Consider the following 15,317-nt stretch of genomic DNA (forward strand, 5'->3'; position numbering starts at 1 on the left):
TCAGCGGCGCACCTGGATCAGGGCGTGGGTGCCGCCGGTGCGCCAGCGCTGGTCCTCGGCGGCGGTCAGGGCGGCCTCCGTACCGGCGTCCAGGCCGGTGATCACCTCCGACTTCAGGGTGCGCAGGGCGGCGACCGGGCCGGGGAAGCCGGCGGTGACGTCGGCGAAGGGGGTGGTCGGCGGCCATCTCCGGTCGCCCACCAGGCGACGGTAGTTGAGGTCGCCCTTGAGCACGGTCAGTGTGGCGGCGGCGAGTTCGTCGCGGAAGTCGGTGGGCATCCGCTCGTAGGGCAGGGGCGCGCAGGAGAACGGGTGGGTGCGGATGGTGAGCCGGCCGTCGGTCAGCGCGGCCCACAGTGTCTCGCCGTACGCCCGGGCCGCGCCCTGCGCGGACCTGAGCCGGTGCAGGGCGTCGAGGACGTCGGCGGGCGTGGCGTCGGAGACGAAGTACGGGTACGGCTTGACGTGCAGGACGGCCCGCCGGACGCGCCCGCCGGTCAGGAGGTGGGCGATCAGGAGCAGGTCGGGGATGAGTTCGCGGCCGGCGTTGTCGGCGATCAGGCAGAGCAGCGGGGCCGCCGGGCCGGGCGTCAGCAGCGACCACAGGGCCGCGCTGTCGTCGGCGACCAGGGGCGGGGTGCCGCCCGGCGCCGTCCCGTCGGCGGCGGAGAGCCGGAAGCCGAGGTCCGCGCGGTTGCCCCACAGGGAGCCGTGCAGCAGGGCCCGGTCCTGCTCGTCCGGGGACAGCGGGGCGAGGTCGTCCAGCGCGGCCAGTTCCTCGTCCGTCTCCGCGGAGTCCAGTTCGGCGAGCTTGGCGGGCCGGAAGGGGTCGATGCCCTGCCAGGGGCCGGGGGTGAAGTAGCCGACGGCACCGAGGAGCCGGCGGTAGAAGTAACTCTCCGCCCACAGCCACGGCACGTCGGTCCAGGGCCGGCCCGCGTAGGCGGTGGTGCCCCATTCCCGCCATCGGTCCCGGTCGTGGGCGTCGTGGGGAAGGGGTTCGATCACACCCTTGGTGCAGTTGTCGAGCAGCACGTCGAGCGCGTCCTGATGCTCGGGCCCGTACGGAACGGCCTCGCGGACCTGACGGATGATCGCGGGGTGCCGCTCGGTGAGCACACGGTGCGGGAAGGAACCGGGTTCATCGCCGAGAATCACGGCAGGGATCGCGCGCATACGCCCGACGGTACCGCGCGCGGGATGGCCCGCAGCGCGTCACGTCTCGGGCCCCGGCCGACCGGTGAGGGCGAGGAGCGGGTGCGACGGGGCACCGGCACCATGCTGCGGATCAGCAGGGGCACATCTCGGCGGGTAGGCGGGGCCGGGCGGCTGGTGGCCAGGGCTTGGGCCTGGGCTTGGGGCAAGGGCATGGGCCGGGAGGGCCGGGCGTCGGAGGGCGCGGAGGGTACGGGGATTGATGGCGACCGTATCGCGCGCAGGCCCGCTCTCAGCAGCGTCCCTCTCGCACTCCGGCTGGCCGGCCGGTGAGACGACGGGTCGCCAACACCACGCCGCGGATCAGCAGGAGCGCACCTCAACCACCTGCCAGCCGGCGAGCCGGGGCTCAGCGGGCCGGCGGGCCCGAGGGGCAGCGGGCCGGGAAACCGGGGGCGGCCCCGCGCGCCGCCGCTCGACGGGACACTGCCACCACACCGCAGATCAGCAGATGCCACGCCTCGGCAGGCCGGGGCCGACGGGCGGACGGGCCGGGGCCGACGGGCTGGCGGGCCCGGGAGGCCCCGGCGGCCGAGGGCCGGGGGCCGGGAAGCCGGGGGGGGGCGACCCCGCGCGCCGCCGCTCGACGGGACACTGCCACCACACCGCAGATCAGCAGATGCCACGCCTCGGCAGGCCGGGGCCGACGGGCTGGCGGGCCCGGGAGGCCCCGGCGGCCGAGGGCCGGGGGCCGGGAAGCCGGGGGGGCGACCCCGCGCGCCGTCGGGCGGCGGGACACTGCCACCACAGCTCGGATCAGCAGATGTCACGTCTCGGCGGGCCGGGGCCGACGGGCTGGCGGGCCCGGGAGGCCCCGGCGGCCGAGGGCCGGGGGCCGGGAAGCCGGGGGGGCGACCCCGCGCGCCGTCGGGTGGCGGGACACTGCCGCCGCGCCGCGGATCAGCAGATGCCACGCCTCGGCAGGCCGGGGCCGACGGGCGGACGGGCCCGGGAGGCCCCGGGGGCCGGGAAGCCGGGGGCGGCCCCGCGCGCCGTCGGGCGGCGGGGCACTGCCGTCGCGCCGCGGATCAGCAGGCGCCACGCCCCGGCGGCCGGGGGCCGACAGGGCCGGGGAGCCCGGAGGTCCGGGAACCCGGGCTCAGCAGGCTCGGGTCTCGCGTTCCAGTTGGCCCGTGAGGGCGAGGTAGCGGGGGCGGCGGGGTACCGGGACCATGCCGCGGATCAGTAGGTGCCACATCTCGGCGACGCGGCGGGGCTGGCGGGCCACGGGTTCGAGGGCGCGGCCGACGACCCGGGTGCCGACGAAGAAGCAGGCGAGGGAGTGGGCCGCGGCGTCGACGTCGACGTCCGGATGGACGTCCGACTCCTTGACCGCGCCCAGGAGTTTGCGGGTGGAGATGTCCAGCCACTCCGTGAAGGGGTGCCGCAGGGGCGCCTTCACGGCCACACCTCCGGTGGCGAGCCGGAGCCCGGCCCGGGGGATCGGGCCCTCGACGGAGAGCCGGGTGATGCCGAAGGTGGTGCGCATCAGCGCCTCCAGGCAGGAGTAGCCGCGGGCGTCCATCTCGTCGGCGATCTGGCGGGAGGCCTGGGACTGCAGCTCCATGATGGCGTGGGCCAAGTCCTCCTTCGCGGCGAAGTGGAAGTACAGCGCGCCCTTGGTGACTTGGGCGTGCTCGACGATGTCGCTCAGACTGGTCGACTCGTAGCCGCGCCGGTCGAACAGGTCGGCGGCAGCGGTGATGATCGTCGCGCGGGTCTGTTCAGCGCGTAACTGCCTCGCCATCGGCTGGACACTCCTGGGGCGGAAAAGAACGGGTCATGCCGTTTGTTTTTTACTCCCCGTACACAATAGCTCAACACTCCACGATGCCTACCCGGCATGCGAAGACTGCCGAATCCCCTTGGACGCCGAGGACTTGGAGCTCGCCGTCGGCACCGCACTCCGCCTCGATCCACGTGGGCCGGTCCAGTTCGGCGTACCGGTCGAAGGTCGCCCGGTAGGACACCGGCACGCTCTTGCCGCCACTCACCACCTGAACGGCCTGGCGGGCCGCCTCCAGCAGCAGCATCCCGGGGACATGGTCGAGCGGATGGTCGAAGAAAACGGGATGCGCGGTATCTACCCGCAGCTGCCACCGCCCCGGCCGGTCCGTCGCCGCCAGCACGACATCGCCGGGCACGGTGCGGTCCACCTCGGCGGGCGACAGCCCGGGCGGCGGGGTCAGCGCGGTGACATCGGCGGCGCCGCGGCCGCCCCGCAGCCTGCGGTAGACCGGCTCGCTGGTCCAGGACGCGGCGAAGTACGCGCTCGCGACCTGCGTGTCGTCGATGGTCACGGCCGCGGAGAGACGGAACGCGGCCGGGCGCCCGGCCCGTTGGCGAACGTCGAAGATCTGCACGTCCACGTCCGGTTCGGCGGGCATGCGGCCCACCCTGAGGCACTCGGGGCGGGTGGTGACACGCAACTCCTGGAGCACGAACCGGTATCCCAGCGGCACCTCGTACTCGGTGTGGGCGAGGAGTGTCCCGCTCTGCCGGACGGTTTCGGTGACGAGCAGCGGCTCGTATGCGGTACGGTCGCTCGACACGTGCAACGGGTGCGCCCGCGGCCACTGCGCGGCTACCCTGAACTGGTCGGTTCCGGTCCGGCGCCAGCCGGTGAGCAGGGTCTCGGCGACGGCCGCGCGATGCACCAGCTGACGCGGCACCGTGGCCGTGAGGGGCTCGGACACCGTCGGGACAACGGCGGGTTGCGGCAATTCAGGCATGTCTCTCCCTGGCTCCCCCGACAGTATTGACAGACGGCGAGGTGCCCGTGCCGTGAGCGCTACAGTACGAGCCGACCGGTTTGTTTTCAATGAGACCAGGGATGACCGGGATCGGTCCGCGTCCGGGCCGTCGTACCGTGGGCCATCCGGTCAACTCGGCGCATCGAAGGGGCGCTTATGGCGAAGCAGGAGCGCGCCATCAGGACGCGCAGAGCGATCCTGGAAGCCGCGGGCGCGGTGTTCGACGAGCACGGCTACGCCTCGACGACGATCTCCATGGTGCTGGAGCGAGCCGAAGTCACCAAGGGCGCCCTGTACTTCCACTTCCCCTCCAAGGAGTCGCTCGCCCAGGCCGTCCTGGACGAGCAGGTGCCGTTCGGTGCGGTGCCGCCGCAGCCGTGCAAGCTCCAGGAAATGGTGGACATGAGCTATGTCCTCGGCCGGAGACTGCTGCGCAACCCGCTGCTGCAGGGCAGTGTGCGCCTGACCGTGGACCAGTGCACACCGCCCGGAGTCGACCACAGCGGGCCGTTCCGGCAGTGGGCGGACCATCTGATCGACCTGCTGGAAGAGGCCGACAAGCAGGGTGAGTTGCTGCCCACGGTCGTGCCGAGGGACACGGTGGAACTGCTGGTCGGCTCCTTCGCCGGAATCCAGCTGATGTCCCGGGCGCTGACCGGGCGGGAGGATCTCGCGCACCGCATCTCGGTGCTGTGGGCGCACGTCCTGCCGAGCATCGCGGTGCCGGCGCTGCTGGTCCGGATCGACACCGCACCGGACCGGGGCGCGCGGATCCTGGCCTCGCTCGACGAGGACGCGCAGTTGTTGCAGGGGGCCGAGCCGTGATCCTGCTGACCGGAGCGACCGGAACCGTCGGCGGACTGGTCGCGCGCCGACTGCGCGGCACCACCGCGCTGCGCCTGCTGACCCGACGGCCGGACCGGGCAGCGCACCTCTCCGGGCCCCGATCGGAGGTCTGCGGCGGCGACTTCGACGACCTGGCGAGTCTGCGGCGCGCCCTGACCGGGGTGACCTCCGCCCTGCTGGTCTCCGCGAACCCGCTGACGCACACCCATGACGAGCACTTCCTGGCGGCGGCGCACGCGTGCGGGGTACGGCAGGTGGTGAAGCTGTCCGCGCTCGCGGTCACCGACCCCGACGCCACCGACCTGATCACGGCCTGGCAGCGCGGCAATGAGCAACTCCTCACCGACTCGGGTCTGTCGTGGACCCTGCTGCGGCCGCGTGCGTTCATGTCCAACACCCTCGGCTGGGCCATCTCCGTCCGCGCCGAGGGCGTCGTACGGGCGGCGGGCGGGAGCGCGGCCAACGCCACCGTCGATCCGCGGGACATCGCCGATGTGGCCGCGCTGACACTGCTGGAGCCCGTCGCGCACGCCGGCCGGGCCTACGCCCTCACCGGACCCGAGGCCATCAGCGCCGTGGACCAGACCCGGATCCTCGGTGAGCTGCTGGAACGGACGGTGAACTTCGAGGAGTTGACCGAGGCCGAGGCGCTGCGCCGGTTGCGCGGCCGCTATCCGGCACCGATCGCCGAGGCGCTCGCCGAGAGCGCGGCGCGCGGGCGGGCCGGGGCCAAGTCGCAGGTGGACCCTACGGTCGCGAAGCTGCTGGGGCGGTCCGCGGGGAGCTACCGGGAGTGGGCGCGGGATCATCTGGGCGCCTTCCGGGTCGGGACATGACGACGGGCCGGCCGATGCCCCATCCGCACCGGCCGACCCGTCCGCTTCAGTGGAACGGCTCGTTCAGAAGGTCAGCTTCCAGCTGTTGAGCGTGCCCGTGTCCTGCGTCGCCGTGTCCTGCACCCGCAGCTTCCAGGTGCCGTTGGCGACCTCGCTGGAGGCGTTCACCGTGTAGGTGGCCACGACGTTGTCCGCGGAGTCCGAGGAGCTGGCGGACTTCAGGCGGTAACTCGTACCGTCCGGCGCGACCAGGTCAAGCACCAGGTCACCGCGGTAGGTGTGGGTGATGTTCACCCCGACCTGGAGCGCCGAGGGCGCGTTGCCGGTGCGGCCGGAGACGGTGATCGGGGACTCGATCGTGCCGTTGTCCGGGACCGCGACGGCCGAGGTGCTGGAGAAGGTGGTGCCCCCCGTGGAGCCGCCGCCGGAACCGCTCACCGCCTGCACCGTCCTGGCCGCGTCCGCCAGGCCGGCGCCGCAGCCGCCGGAGCAGGTGCCGGGCAGCGCACGCGCGTTGGTCTTGATCGCGGACTCGATCTGGGCCGGGGTCAGCGCGGAGTTCTTCGACTTCAGCAGCGCGGCGAGACCCGCGATGTGCGGGGCGGCCATGCTGGTGCCCTGGTAGTACTCGTAGCTCTCGGCCCCCGGGCCCTGCGCGCCGGCGTTCAGCGTGGACAGGATGCCGTTGGTGGTGACGGAGTTGGTCTCGCCACCGGGGGCGGCGATGTCGACGACCGTGCCGTAGTTGGAGTAGTAGGAGCGGTTGCCCTGGCGGTCGGCGGCGGCGACGCTGATGACGTTGGAGCAGCTGGCCGGCGAGTAGTTGGCCGCGTTGGCGTTGCTGTTGCCCGCCGCGACGACGACCGTGGTGCCGCGGTTCACGGCCGCGTTGATCGCGTTCTGGGTGGCGGTGGTGCAGGCGCCGCCGCCACCGAGGCTCATGTTGATGACCTTGGCGACGTTGGTGTTGGCGGGGACACCGGAGACCGTGCCGCCGGACGCCCAGGTGATGGCGTCGATGATGTCGGAGTCGTAGCCGCCGCACTTGCCGAGGACCCGCAGCGGGGAGACCTTGGCGCCGTAGGCGATACCGGCGACGCCCTTGCCGTTGCCGGTCGCCGCGGCGATGGTGCCGGCGACGTGGGTGCCGTGCCAGGAGGAGTCGTAGGCCGGGTCGCCGGACTGGCACTCGCCGGCGGCGGTCCAGTCGCCCGGGTCGGCCGGGTTGCTGTCCCGGCCGCCGCCGTCGTTGGCGACGGTCGCGTCCGCGATGAAGTCGTAGCCGCCGACGATGTTCGCCGCGAGGTCGGAGTGGGCGACATAGCCGGTGTCGATCACGGCGACGGTCACCCCGGTGCCGGTGCTGACATCCCAGGCACCCGGCACGTTCATGCCCGCGGTGGTCTCGAACAGGTCCCACTGCTTGGCGTACTCGGTGTCGTTCGGCGTGGCCAGCGGCTTGTTCAGGCGGTCCGGTACGACGTAGGCGACCTGCGGGTCGGCCTCGTACTCGGCGATGACGTCGGAGACGTCCGCCTTGGTGACGTCCTCACCGAGGTCGACGAGGGCGGCACCGGTGCCGAGCCGGCGCTGGAAGTCCAGCTGTTCGCCGGCCTCCTTGCCCTTGGCGGCGGCGTCCGCGTCGGCGGCCTTGTTCGACTTGGCCTCGGCGGCGCCGGACTTGTAGCCGACGATGAGCCGTTCGGCCGGGGCGCCGGGGGCGGCCTCGGTGCTCGCGGCGGGGACATCCTGGGGAGCGGCGGACTGCTGGGCGACGGCGGCCGTGGCGGTAGCGGCCGTGAACAGCGCGGCGGAGACCGCGGCGACGGATATCAGCTTCCGTCGCACGGAGGGGGAGGTACGCAAGGGCTTGGCCTTTCGTGGCCGGACTCCGGGCAGCGCGGAGCGGCGGTCGATGCGCTTCGTCCTCGAAGCGGAGGGGGGTGAACCGAAAACCGAACAGCGTGCGCAGTGGCCGGCCAGGCGCGGTGGGGGGCCGATCCGTCCGGGGTTACCTGTGGGTCGGCTGTGCAGGAACGATAGGCAAACGGAAGGTCATAGGGATACAGGGGAAACCCTCGATCCGGCCGGAAACGAACCCTCGCCGTCCAGGAGTTGACCGCCTGTGTCCCCTTTTGCACGGGCACGTGCCCGCTGAACGCGCCGGGTCCGCGTTCCGTACTGGACAGCGGCAGTCCGTCCCGCCCCGGCCGAGGAGATCCTTCATATGACCCGGACCCGCGCCCGGCGCGCCCTCGCGGTGGCGGTCCCGCCGCTGCTCGCCCTGGGAGCCGCGACCCCGGCCGCCGCGCATGGCGCGCCCACCGATCCGGTCAGCCGGGTGGTGGCCTGCTCCCCCGAGGGCGGCAGCGCCGCCGGGTCGGCGGCGTGCCGGGCCGCCGTCGCCGCGAACGGCACACCCTTCCTGGCCTGGGACAACCTGCGCATCGCGAACGTGAACGGCCAGGACCGGCGGATCGTCCCCGACGGACAGCTGTGCAGCGGCGGTCTGCCCGCCTACCGGGGCCTGGACCTGCCCCGCTCCGACTGGCCGTCGACCCGGCTGCGGCCGGGTTCCGGGCTGACTCTGCGGTACGTCTCGACGATCCCGCACACCGGCACCTTCCGGCTCTACCTCACCCGGCGGGGCTACGACCCCATCCGGCCGCTCACCTGGTCCGATCTGCCGGAACGGCCCTTCGCCGAGGTACGGGACCCCGCGCTGACGGACGGCGCGTACCGGATCCGGGCGACCCTGCCGACCGACCGGACGGGGCGGCACGTGCTGTACACGGTGTGGCAGAACAGCAGTACGCCGGACACGTACTACTCCTGCTCGGACGTGGAGTTCGTGACGAAGGAGAAGGATCTCCCTGTGCAGGACAGGGCGGAGGAGACCGCCAAGGCGGCGGCGGTCCCCGCCCCGGACCCGGGCCCGTCGGCCCCGTTGCTCGCGGGCGGCGCCGCCGCGGTGCTGCTGCTCATCGGGGGCGCCGCTGTCGCCGTACGACTTGGGCGCCGGTGACGAAAGCGGCGTCAGCCACCGAGCGGAAATCGGCCACCACCGCCGCCCTCATTGACGCGCACCCGTCACCCCCCTACGGTCTGACCGACTTGCCGAACCACGTTCGATATACCGGCAATCGTCGACTCGCATCGGCCCTCCCCCAGGAGTCCGGATGACCTCCCTCCCGCACCCGACCCGCAGAGCAGTCCTCGGTCTGGCGGCGGCCACGCCCCTGGCCGCGACGGGCGTGCTGGCCCTCGGCGCCGGTCCGGCCCACGCCGCCGACGCGGCGTACGTGATGGCGTACTTCACGGAATCGACCAACCTCGGCGACGGCACCGACTACGGCCTGCATCTCGCCGTCAGCACGGACGGGCTGAACTGGACGCCGCTGAACCAGAACAACCCGGTGGTCACCCCCACCCAGGGGGCCGGCGGACTGCGCGACCCGTTCGTCCTGCGCAAGCAGGACGGCACGTTCGTCGTGCTGGCCACCGACCTCAAGGGCACCGACTGGAGCTACAACAGCCAGTACATCCACGTCTGGAACTCCGCCGACCTGCGCACCTTCACGGGCTACCACCGGCTGAAGCTGCACGACATGGTGACCCACAGCTGGGCCCCCGAGGCGTTCTGGGACGCGAGCCGCGGCCGGTACGCGGTCATCTACTCGTCGGTCGACTCCAGTGGCCACAACGTGATCATGGTCAACTACACCAGCGACTTCGTCACGGCCTCGGCGCCCCAGGTCTTCTTCGACCCCGGCTACGACGTCATCGACGGTGACATGGCGGTGGGGGTGAACGGGGTCAACTACCTCTACTTCAAGCGCAACGGCACCCTGGTGGGCGCCCGCTCCACCTCCCTGGACCCGGGCAGCTTCACCCCCTTCACCTCGGGCGTGGCGCAGGGCGGCACGGAGGCGCCGACCCTGGTGAAGTCCCTGGCCTCCGGCACCTGGTGGCTGTGGGGGGACACCTACACGCCCAACGGCGTCTTCTACGCCTGGCAGTCCGCCGATCTGTCGGCGGGCACGTGGACGGCCGTCGACCAGCGGACCTACACCCAGCCGGTCAACTCCAAGCACTGCGGCATCACGCCGATCACCGCGGCGCAGTACGGCAACCTGCTCGCCCACTGGGGCGCGCCCGCCTGGAACCGGCTGAAGTCCTACAACTTCCCCGCCCGTTACGTCCGGCACTCCGGCTTCGCCGGGCGGATCGACCCCTACCCGGTCGAGCCGTACAGGGACTCGCTGTGGAAGCTCGTCCCGGGTCTCGCGGACGCCTCGGGGGTGTCCTTCCAGTCCGTCAGCCACCCGACCCGCTACCTGCGGCACGCCGACCACGCGGTGCGGCTGGACGTGAACGACGGCACGTCCGTCTTCGCGGGGGACGCGACCTTCCACCGTACGGCGGGGCTGGCCGACGCGTCCTGGTCGTCGTTCCGGTCGTACAACAACCCGACGCGCTATCTGCGGCACTACGGCTACGCCCTGCGCGTCGACCCGGTCTCCACGGCGACCGAGCGGCAGGACGCGACGTTCAGGGTGGGCTACTAGGAGCCCGGGCGGGGTCGTGCGGGCACGGCCCCGCCGGGAGGGGCGTCAGCCGTCCAGGCCGACCGACTTCAGCCAGTCCTTGGCGACGTCGAGCGGGTCCTTGTTCTCCAGCTGCACCTGGGAGTCCAGGTCGAGCAGGGTCTTGGTGTCGAGCTTGGCGGAGACCTCGTTGAGGGCGTCGACGCCCTCCTGCGGCAGGCCCGACTTGTAGACCAGCGGGGTCACGTTGGCGAAGCCGAAGAGGTTCTCCGGGTCCTTGAGGACGACGAACTTCTCCTTGGTGATCGTCGGGTCCGTGGTGAAGATGTCCGCGGCCTGCACGGTGTTCTTCGTCAGCGCCGCCTGGGTGAGCGGACCGCCGGCGTCGAGCGCCTTGAAGGACTTGAACTCCAGGCCGTAGACGTCCTTGAGGCCCACCAGGCCCTGCTGCCGGGTCTGGAACTCCGGGGAGCCGCCGATGACCAGCTCGGGCGCGATGTCCTTGAGGTCCGCGAGGGTGGACTCGGCGGTGAGGTTGTACTTCTTGGCGGTCTCCGCGTTGATGCTGACGGAGTCCTTGTCCTCGGCGGGCGAGGACTCCAGCAGCGTCAGCTTCTTGTCCAGCTTGGTCTTCACCGCCGCGTTGACGGCCTCGGTGCTCTTCTGCTCCGCCTTCGGGTCCAGGTACGCCAGCAGCGAGCCGTTGTACTCCGGCAGCACGGTGATGGAGCCGTTCTTCAGCAGGCCGTACGTGGTCTCGCGGCTGCCGATGTTGGGCTTGTAGGTGACCTTGATGCCCTTGGCCTTCAGGGCCTCGCCGTAGATGTCGGCGAGCAGGATGGACTCGGCGAAGTTGTTGGAGCCGACGACGACGGTGTCACCGCTCGCCTTGTCCTCCGCCAGGGGGTTGTCGGACTCGTCGTCGGAGGAGCCACATCCCGCGAGCAGGGCCGCGGTGGCGGCGAGCACGACGATGGACCTACTGCGTGAGGCGGTAGAAGTCACGATTCCCGTTCCGGACTCAGAGATGAAGGACGGTGGTTCTCCAGTTTCTTGAACTGATCCAATCCAGCGGCTTCTTGATCAGTCAAGGGAATCCTGGTCACCGATTGGCCTCAATGAGTGCTCGGTTGTGATCGTATGTGAAGAGATTCACCTCAAGAGGCGATAGTCTCCCCGCAGTTGACACCCGGTGTGCGATCACTCGAGGAGGAAAGGTGTCCGCGACAGAGGTGGACGCGTCCACCGCGACACACGGCTCCCCTCCCGGCGCACGGCGGCTCACCGACCGCTGGCCCTTCCGGCGCAAGCTCAATGTGCTGGTCGGCGTGCCGCTCGCCGTCGTCGCCGTGCTGCTGGCCTACCTGATCACCGATCAGCTCGGCCAGTCCTCCTCCGCCTCCGACGCGGCCCGGCTGGTCCGGGACAGCGCCGAGGTGGCCACGCTGGTGGACCGGGTGGCGGCCGAGCACCAGCAGGCGATCCTGCTCTCCGTACGGCACGAGGCCGCAGCCGGCAGCGAGGCCCGGCCCTCCACGGCCGCCTACGACCAGGCGCAGGCCGCGGTGGACGCCCAGGTCGTCAAGGTCCGCGAGACCTTCGGGGACCGCCTCCCGGACACCGAGGCGCGGGCGCTGAGGGAGATCGGCGCCCTGGGCAGCCTCCGCGACACCATCGAGCAGGGCTACCTGCCCGCGGACAACATCGACCCGGCGTACGCGGGCGCCGCCAAGGGCGTCATCGACGGCCTCGGCCTGGACCGCAACGCCGACCTCGCCGGCACCTTCACCGGCAACCTCCTGGACTCCCTGCTGCGCGCCGACGCCGCCCACAGCGCCTTCGAGACCGGCGTGTTCTCCGCGGCGACCGGGGACTCCAACGCGCTCATCGAGTTCATCGGCGCGGTCGGCTCCTACGAGGTGTACACCTACCAGGCCGACCGGTTCGCCCGGTTCGCCACCGCCGAGCAGGCCGAGGAGCTCAGCGGCATCGAGCACAGCTCCCCGCAGGCCACCATCCGCCGCCAGTACGCCGAGCTGCAGATCGACCCCAGCTCGCTCCAGGCCGACTCGCCCGCCGAGATCCGCGAGGCGTTCCGGGCGGCGCTGGAGTCCTACCCGGCCTACCGCGAGCAGGCCGAGATCCGGCTCGGGATCACCGCCTCCCTCATCGACCAGATCGCCGACCGGGCCGACGACGCCTCCAGCGACGCCGCCTGGCGCGCGGGGCTGCTCCTCGCGCTCGCCCTGTTCGGCTTCGCCCTGTGGCTCGGCCTCTCGGTCGCGGTCCGCCGCTCGGTGGTCCGGCCGGTGCAGGCCCTCACCGGCGCCGCCCGCGAGGTCGCCGAGGTCGCGGACCGCGAGCTGGCCCGGGTCGCCGACGACGACGCCGAGGACGACGGCCCGCCCCGGCTGCGCCCGATGCCGGTCACCGCGCGCGACGAGATCGGCGACCTCGCCGCCGCGTTCAACCGCGTCCAGTCCACCGCGGCCGCGCTGCTGGAACGCCAGGTGCTCAGCCGCCGCAACGTCGCCGAGATGTTCGGCAACGTCGGCCGCCGCGTCAGCAACCTCACCACCCGCCAGCTCGCCCTGATCGACGCCGTGGAGCGCGGCGAGACCGACCCCGAACTGCTGGAACGGCTGTACAGCATCGACCACATCGCGGTCCGGCTGCGCCGCAACGCCGACAGCCTGATGCTGCTCGCCGGCATCCGCGAGGCGGGCCTCGGCTCCGGTCCGCTCGCGCTGACCAACGTCGTCCGTGCCGCACTCGGCCAGATCGAGGGCTTCCAGCGGGTACGACTGACCGCGCGCTCCGAGGCCGCGGTGGAACCGGACGTCATCGGCGACCTGACCCTGATGGTGGCCGAACTCCTGGAGAACGCCGTGTCGTTCTCCCCCGCGGGCAGCCCCGTCGAGGTGACGGTGGCGACCGCCGAGGACGACACCGCGTCGATCGTGATCGCCGACCACGGTCTCGGCATGAGCGCCGAGCGGCTCGCCGAGGAGAACGCCCGGCTGATCCGCCGCGAGCGCCTGGACCTGGTGCCGACGAAGGTGCTGGGCCTGTTCGTGGTCGGTACCCTGGCCCGCCGCTGGGAGATCGGCGTGACGCTGACCCGGACGCCGGGCGGCGGTGTCACCGCCGAGGTGAGCGTGCCGACGTCGCTGCTTCTTGCGGCGCCCGCGGAACCGGAGCCGGTGCCCGCGGCGGCCGAGGTGCCCGTCCCGGCCGAGGTGCCCACGGCGGCTCCGGCGGCCGGGCCGCTCCCCTCGGCCGCCGCGGACGACTCCGGCCCCCTCCCCCGCCGGGTCCCCCGGCGCGAGGGCGCCGCCCCGGACGTACCCCCCGTCGATCACGCCCGGGCCGACCGTCCCGAAGCCTCCCCCCGGGCCCATGCCGACACCCCCGGCGCCCGCCCGCTGCGCCGCCGCGTCCGCGGGGCCACCCTGCGCGGCGGCGGCGAGGACACCGGCGCCCACCAGATCCTGCGCCGGCCCGCCCAGCCCGCCGACGCGGACGCCGTACGGTCCGCGCTGGAGGAGTTCGAGGCGGCCGTGGAGCGGGCGCACCGCGACAGCGACACCACCGAGCAGCCGATTCCCGGCCAGCAGGACCCGAACCACCTCCCGGAAGGAGCGGAGCAGTGAGCACATCCACAGGAGGCACCACGCCGGCCGAACTCCAGGCCGCCGCAGCCGACTTCACCTGGCTGCTGAATCGCTTCGCGACGGAGACCGCGGGTGTCGTCGACGCCATCGCCGTCTCCTCCGACGGACTGCTGATCGCGGTCTCCGAACTGCGGGAGCACGCCGACTCCGAGCGGCTCGCCGCGATCGTCTCGGGCATCACCAGCCTGGCCGCCGGGGCGTCCGGCAACTACGGCCTGGGCGGACTCAACAAGGTGATCATCGATCTGGAGGGCGGCCATGTGCTGGTCTCCGCGATCGGCAGCGGCGCCGTGCTCGGCGTGGTCACCGACAAGGAGGCCAAGCTGGGCAACATCGCCTACGAGATGACGCTGTTCGCCAACCGTGCCGGTGCCGCGCTCAGCCCGCAGCTCGTGCTCGAACTGAAGAACAGCGTCGGCGCCGCGTCGGCCCGCTGACGGTTCGAGAAGGACGGTACACACCCCATGGCGGACGGCATTCCTCCCCCGGGCGACGACCCGGTCGGCCCCGCTTCCGCCGTACGGCCGTTCCTGGTCACCGCCGGCCGGGTGGCGCCCAGCGTCGCCGGCCGGACGATGCCCGTCGAGACCCAGGTGGTGGCCACCGCCTCGGGGCTCGCCGCGCTGTCGCTGCTCTCCTTCGAGCAGCACGACATCGTGGCCGCGTGCCGGCAGCCGCAGTCCATCGCGGAGATCGCGGCCCGGCTGCGGCTGCACCTCAATGTGGTGCGGGTCCTCGCCGAGGACCTGCGGGCCGAGGGACGGCTGACGGTGCATGTGCCGAACTCCGACGCCGTCCACGATTCATCCGTCCTGCGAAGAGTGATCGATGGCCTGCGCGCCATCCCCGACTCCCGGGGGGTTCTCCGTGACACCGACTGAACCGGCCGCCGCCGTACGACCGCCGCTGCCGGTCAAGATGGTGATCGCGGGGGGCTTCGGCGTGGGCAAGACGACCGCCGTCGGCTCCATCTCCGAGATCGAGCCGCTGACGACCGAGGCCGCGATCACCGAGGTCGCCGCGGGCGTCGACGACCTCACGCACACCCCGCTCAAGACGACGACCACGGTCGCCATGGACTTCGGGTGCATCACCATCGACCCGACGCTGAAGCTCTATCTGTTCGGTACGCCCGGGCAGGAGCGGTTCGGGTTCATGTGGGACGACATCGTCGAGGGGGCGGTGGGCGGGCTGGTCATCGTGGACACGCGGCGGCTCGACGACTGCTATGCGGCCGTCGACTACTTCGAGCACCGGCAGATCCCGTTCGCGGTGGCGGTGAACGCGTTCGACGGTCGCGTCGAGCACGCGCTGGACGAGGTGCGGTGGGCGCTCGACGTGAGTGACGGGGTGCCCGTGGTGGTGTTCGACGCGCGGGAGCGGGGGTCCGTGCGGGACTCGCTGCTGGTGGTGCTGGAGCTGGCGCTGGCCCGCAGCGAGGGGTGA

13 protein-coding genes are annotated in these 15,317 nt (G+C 72.1%); 8 read left to right on the forward strand and 5 right to left on the reverse strand.

Annotation, left to right across the window (positions count from 1 at the left end; translation table 11 throughout):
• The 3 genes from ACWD11_RS17890 to ACWD11_RS17900 all read right to left on the reverse strand — a co-directional run bounded on the left by ACWD11_RS17890 (position 1) and on the right by ACWD11_RS17900 (position 3,911).
• Positions 1-1,176 (reverse strand): damage-control phosphatase ARMT1 family protein, encoded by a 1,176-nt coding sequence (locus ACWD11_RS17890; RefSeq protein WP_451283990.1) that lies wholly within the window; start codon positions 1,174-1,176, stop codon positions 1-3.
• 1,138 nt (positions 1,177-2,314) lie between these two features.
• Positions 2,315-2,962, reverse strand: coding sequence for a ScbR family autoregulator-binding transcription factor (locus tag ACWD11_RS17895; RefSeq protein WP_389419877.1), 648 nt, complete (start codon positions 2,960-2,962; stop codon positions 2,315-2,317).
• A gap of 70 nt (positions 2,963-3,032) precedes the next feature.
• A complete protein-coding gene (locus ACWD11_RS17900) occupies positions 3,033-3,911 on the reverse strand; it encodes a ScbA/BarX family gamma-butyrolactone biosynthesis protein (protein WP_451283993.1) in 879 nt (292 codons plus the stop codon).
• A gap of 213 nt (positions 3,912-4,124) precedes the next feature.
• Here ACWD11_RS17900 and ACWD11_RS17905 point away from each other — a divergent pair, with 213 nt between their 5' ends.
• The gene (locus ACWD11_RS17905; protein WP_389419879.1) at positions 4,125-4,793 is read left to right on the forward strand and encodes a ScbR family autoregulator-binding transcription factor; all 669 of its coding nucleotides are present in this window, start codon (positions 4,125-4,127) and stop codon (positions 4,791-4,793) included.
• A complete protein-coding gene (locus tag ACWD11_RS17910; protein ID WP_389419880.1) occupies positions 4,790-5,650 on the forward strand; it encodes an NAD(P)H-binding protein in 861 nt (286 codons plus the stop codon). Before ACWD11_RS17905 ends, ACWD11_RS17910 begins: the two co-directional genes overlap by 4 nt.
• Positions 5,651-5,713: 63 nt before the next feature.
• Here ACWD11_RS17910 and ACWD11_RS17915 read toward each other — a convergent pair whose 3' ends face one another.
• Positions 5,714-7,516: a S8 family peptidase gene (locus ACWD11_RS17915; protein ID WP_451283995.1), complete on the reverse strand. Its 1,803-nt coding sequence runs from the start codon at positions 7,514-7,516 to the stop codon at positions 5,714-5,716.
• A gap of 361 nt (positions 7,517-7,877) precedes the next feature.
• Between ACWD11_RS17915 and ACWD11_RS17920 the strand changes: the two genes are divergently transcribed.
• Together ACWD11_RS17920 and ACWD11_RS17925 are read left to right on the forward strand one after the other, a co-directional pair.
• The gene (locus ACWD11_RS17920) at positions 7,878-8,675 is read left to right on the forward strand and encodes a lytic polysaccharide monooxygenase (RefSeq protein WP_451283997.1); all 798 of its coding nucleotides are present in this window, start codon (positions 7,878-7,880) and stop codon (positions 8,673-8,675) included.
• A 154-nt stretch (positions 8,676-8,829) separates the two neighbouring features.
• A complete protein-coding gene (locus ACWD11_RS17925; RefSeq protein WP_451283999.1) occupies positions 8,830-10,218 on the forward strand; it encodes a glycoside hydrolase family 43 protein in 1,389 nt (462 codons plus the stop codon).
• A gap of 45 nt (positions 10,219-10,263) precedes the next feature.
• On the opposite strand, the gene ACWD11_RS17930 is transcribed toward ACWD11_RS17925, so the two are convergent.
• Positions 10,264-11,202 (reverse strand): ABC transporter substrate-binding protein, encoded by a 939-nt coding sequence (locus ACWD11_RS17930; protein ID WP_451284001.1) that lies wholly within the window; start codon positions 11,200-11,202, stop codon positions 10,264-10,266.
• A 212-nt stretch (positions 11,203-11,414) separates the two neighbouring features.
• Here ACWD11_RS17930 and ACWD11_RS17935 point away from each other — a divergent pair, with 212 nt between their 5' ends.
• From ACWD11_RS17935 to ACWD11_RS17950, 4 genes are read left to right on the forward strand one after another with little or no spacing between them, the layout of a single operon-like run.
• Entirely contained in the window at positions 11,415-13,850 is a 2,436-nt protein-coding gene (locus tag ACWD11_RS17935) for a sensor histidine kinase (protein ID WP_389420076.1), read from the forward strand.
• A complete protein-coding gene (locus tag ACWD11_RS17940) occupies positions 13,847-14,308 on the forward strand; it encodes a roadblock/LC7 domain-containing protein (protein WP_093720602.1) in 462 nt (153 codons plus the stop codon). Before ACWD11_RS17935 ends, ACWD11_RS17940 begins: the two co-directional genes overlap by 4 nt.
• Before the next feature lie 27 nt (positions 14,309-14,335).
• The gene (locus tag ACWD11_RS17945) at positions 14,336-14,752 is read left to right on the forward strand and encodes a DUF742 domain-containing protein (RefSeq protein WP_389419885.1); all 417 of its coding nucleotides are present in this window, start codon (positions 14,336-14,338) and stop codon (positions 14,750-14,752) included.
• Positions 14,739-15,317 carry a GTP-binding protein gene (locus ACWD11_RS17950; RefSeq protein ID WP_389419886.1) on the forward strand — a complete coding sequence of 193 codons (579 nt, stop codon included), beginning with the start codon at positions 14,739-14,741 and terminating at the stop codon, positions 15,315-15,317. The genes ACWD11_RS17945 and ACWD11_RS17950 overlap by 14 nt, the downstream gene beginning before the upstream one ends.

It is taken from the genome of Streptomyces sp. NPDC002776 (assembly GCF_053592195.1).

What these genes read in the sequence shown, in the direction of transcription:
- ACWD11_RS17925 (WP_451283999.1), top strand. Translation starts at nt 8,830, where the DNA reads ATGACCTCCCTCCCGCACCCGACCCGCAGAGCAGTCCTCGGTCTGGCG.
- ACWD11_RS17945 (WP_389419885.1), top strand. Translation starts at nt 14,336, where the DNA reads ATGGCGGACGGCATTCCTCCCCCGGGCGACGACCCGGTCGGCCCCGCT.
- ACWD11_RS17920 (WP_451283997.1), top strand. Translation starts at nt 7,878, where the DNA reads ATGACCCGGACCCGCGCCCGGCGCGCCCTCGCGGTGGCGGTCCCGCCG.
- ACWD11_RS17895 (WP_389419877.1), bottom strand. Translation starts at nt 2,962, where the DNA reads ATGGCGAGGCAGTTACGCGCTGAACAGACCCGCGCGACGATCATCACC.
- ACWD11_RS17905 (WP_389419879.1), top strand. Translation starts at nt 4,125, where the DNA reads ATGGCGAAGCAGGAGCGCGCCATCAGGACGCGCAGAGCGATCCTGGAA.
- ACWD11_RS17890 (WP_451283990.1), bottom strand. Translation starts at nt 1,176, where the DNA reads ATGCGCGCGATCCCTGCCGTGATTCTCGGCGATGAACCCGGTTCCTTC.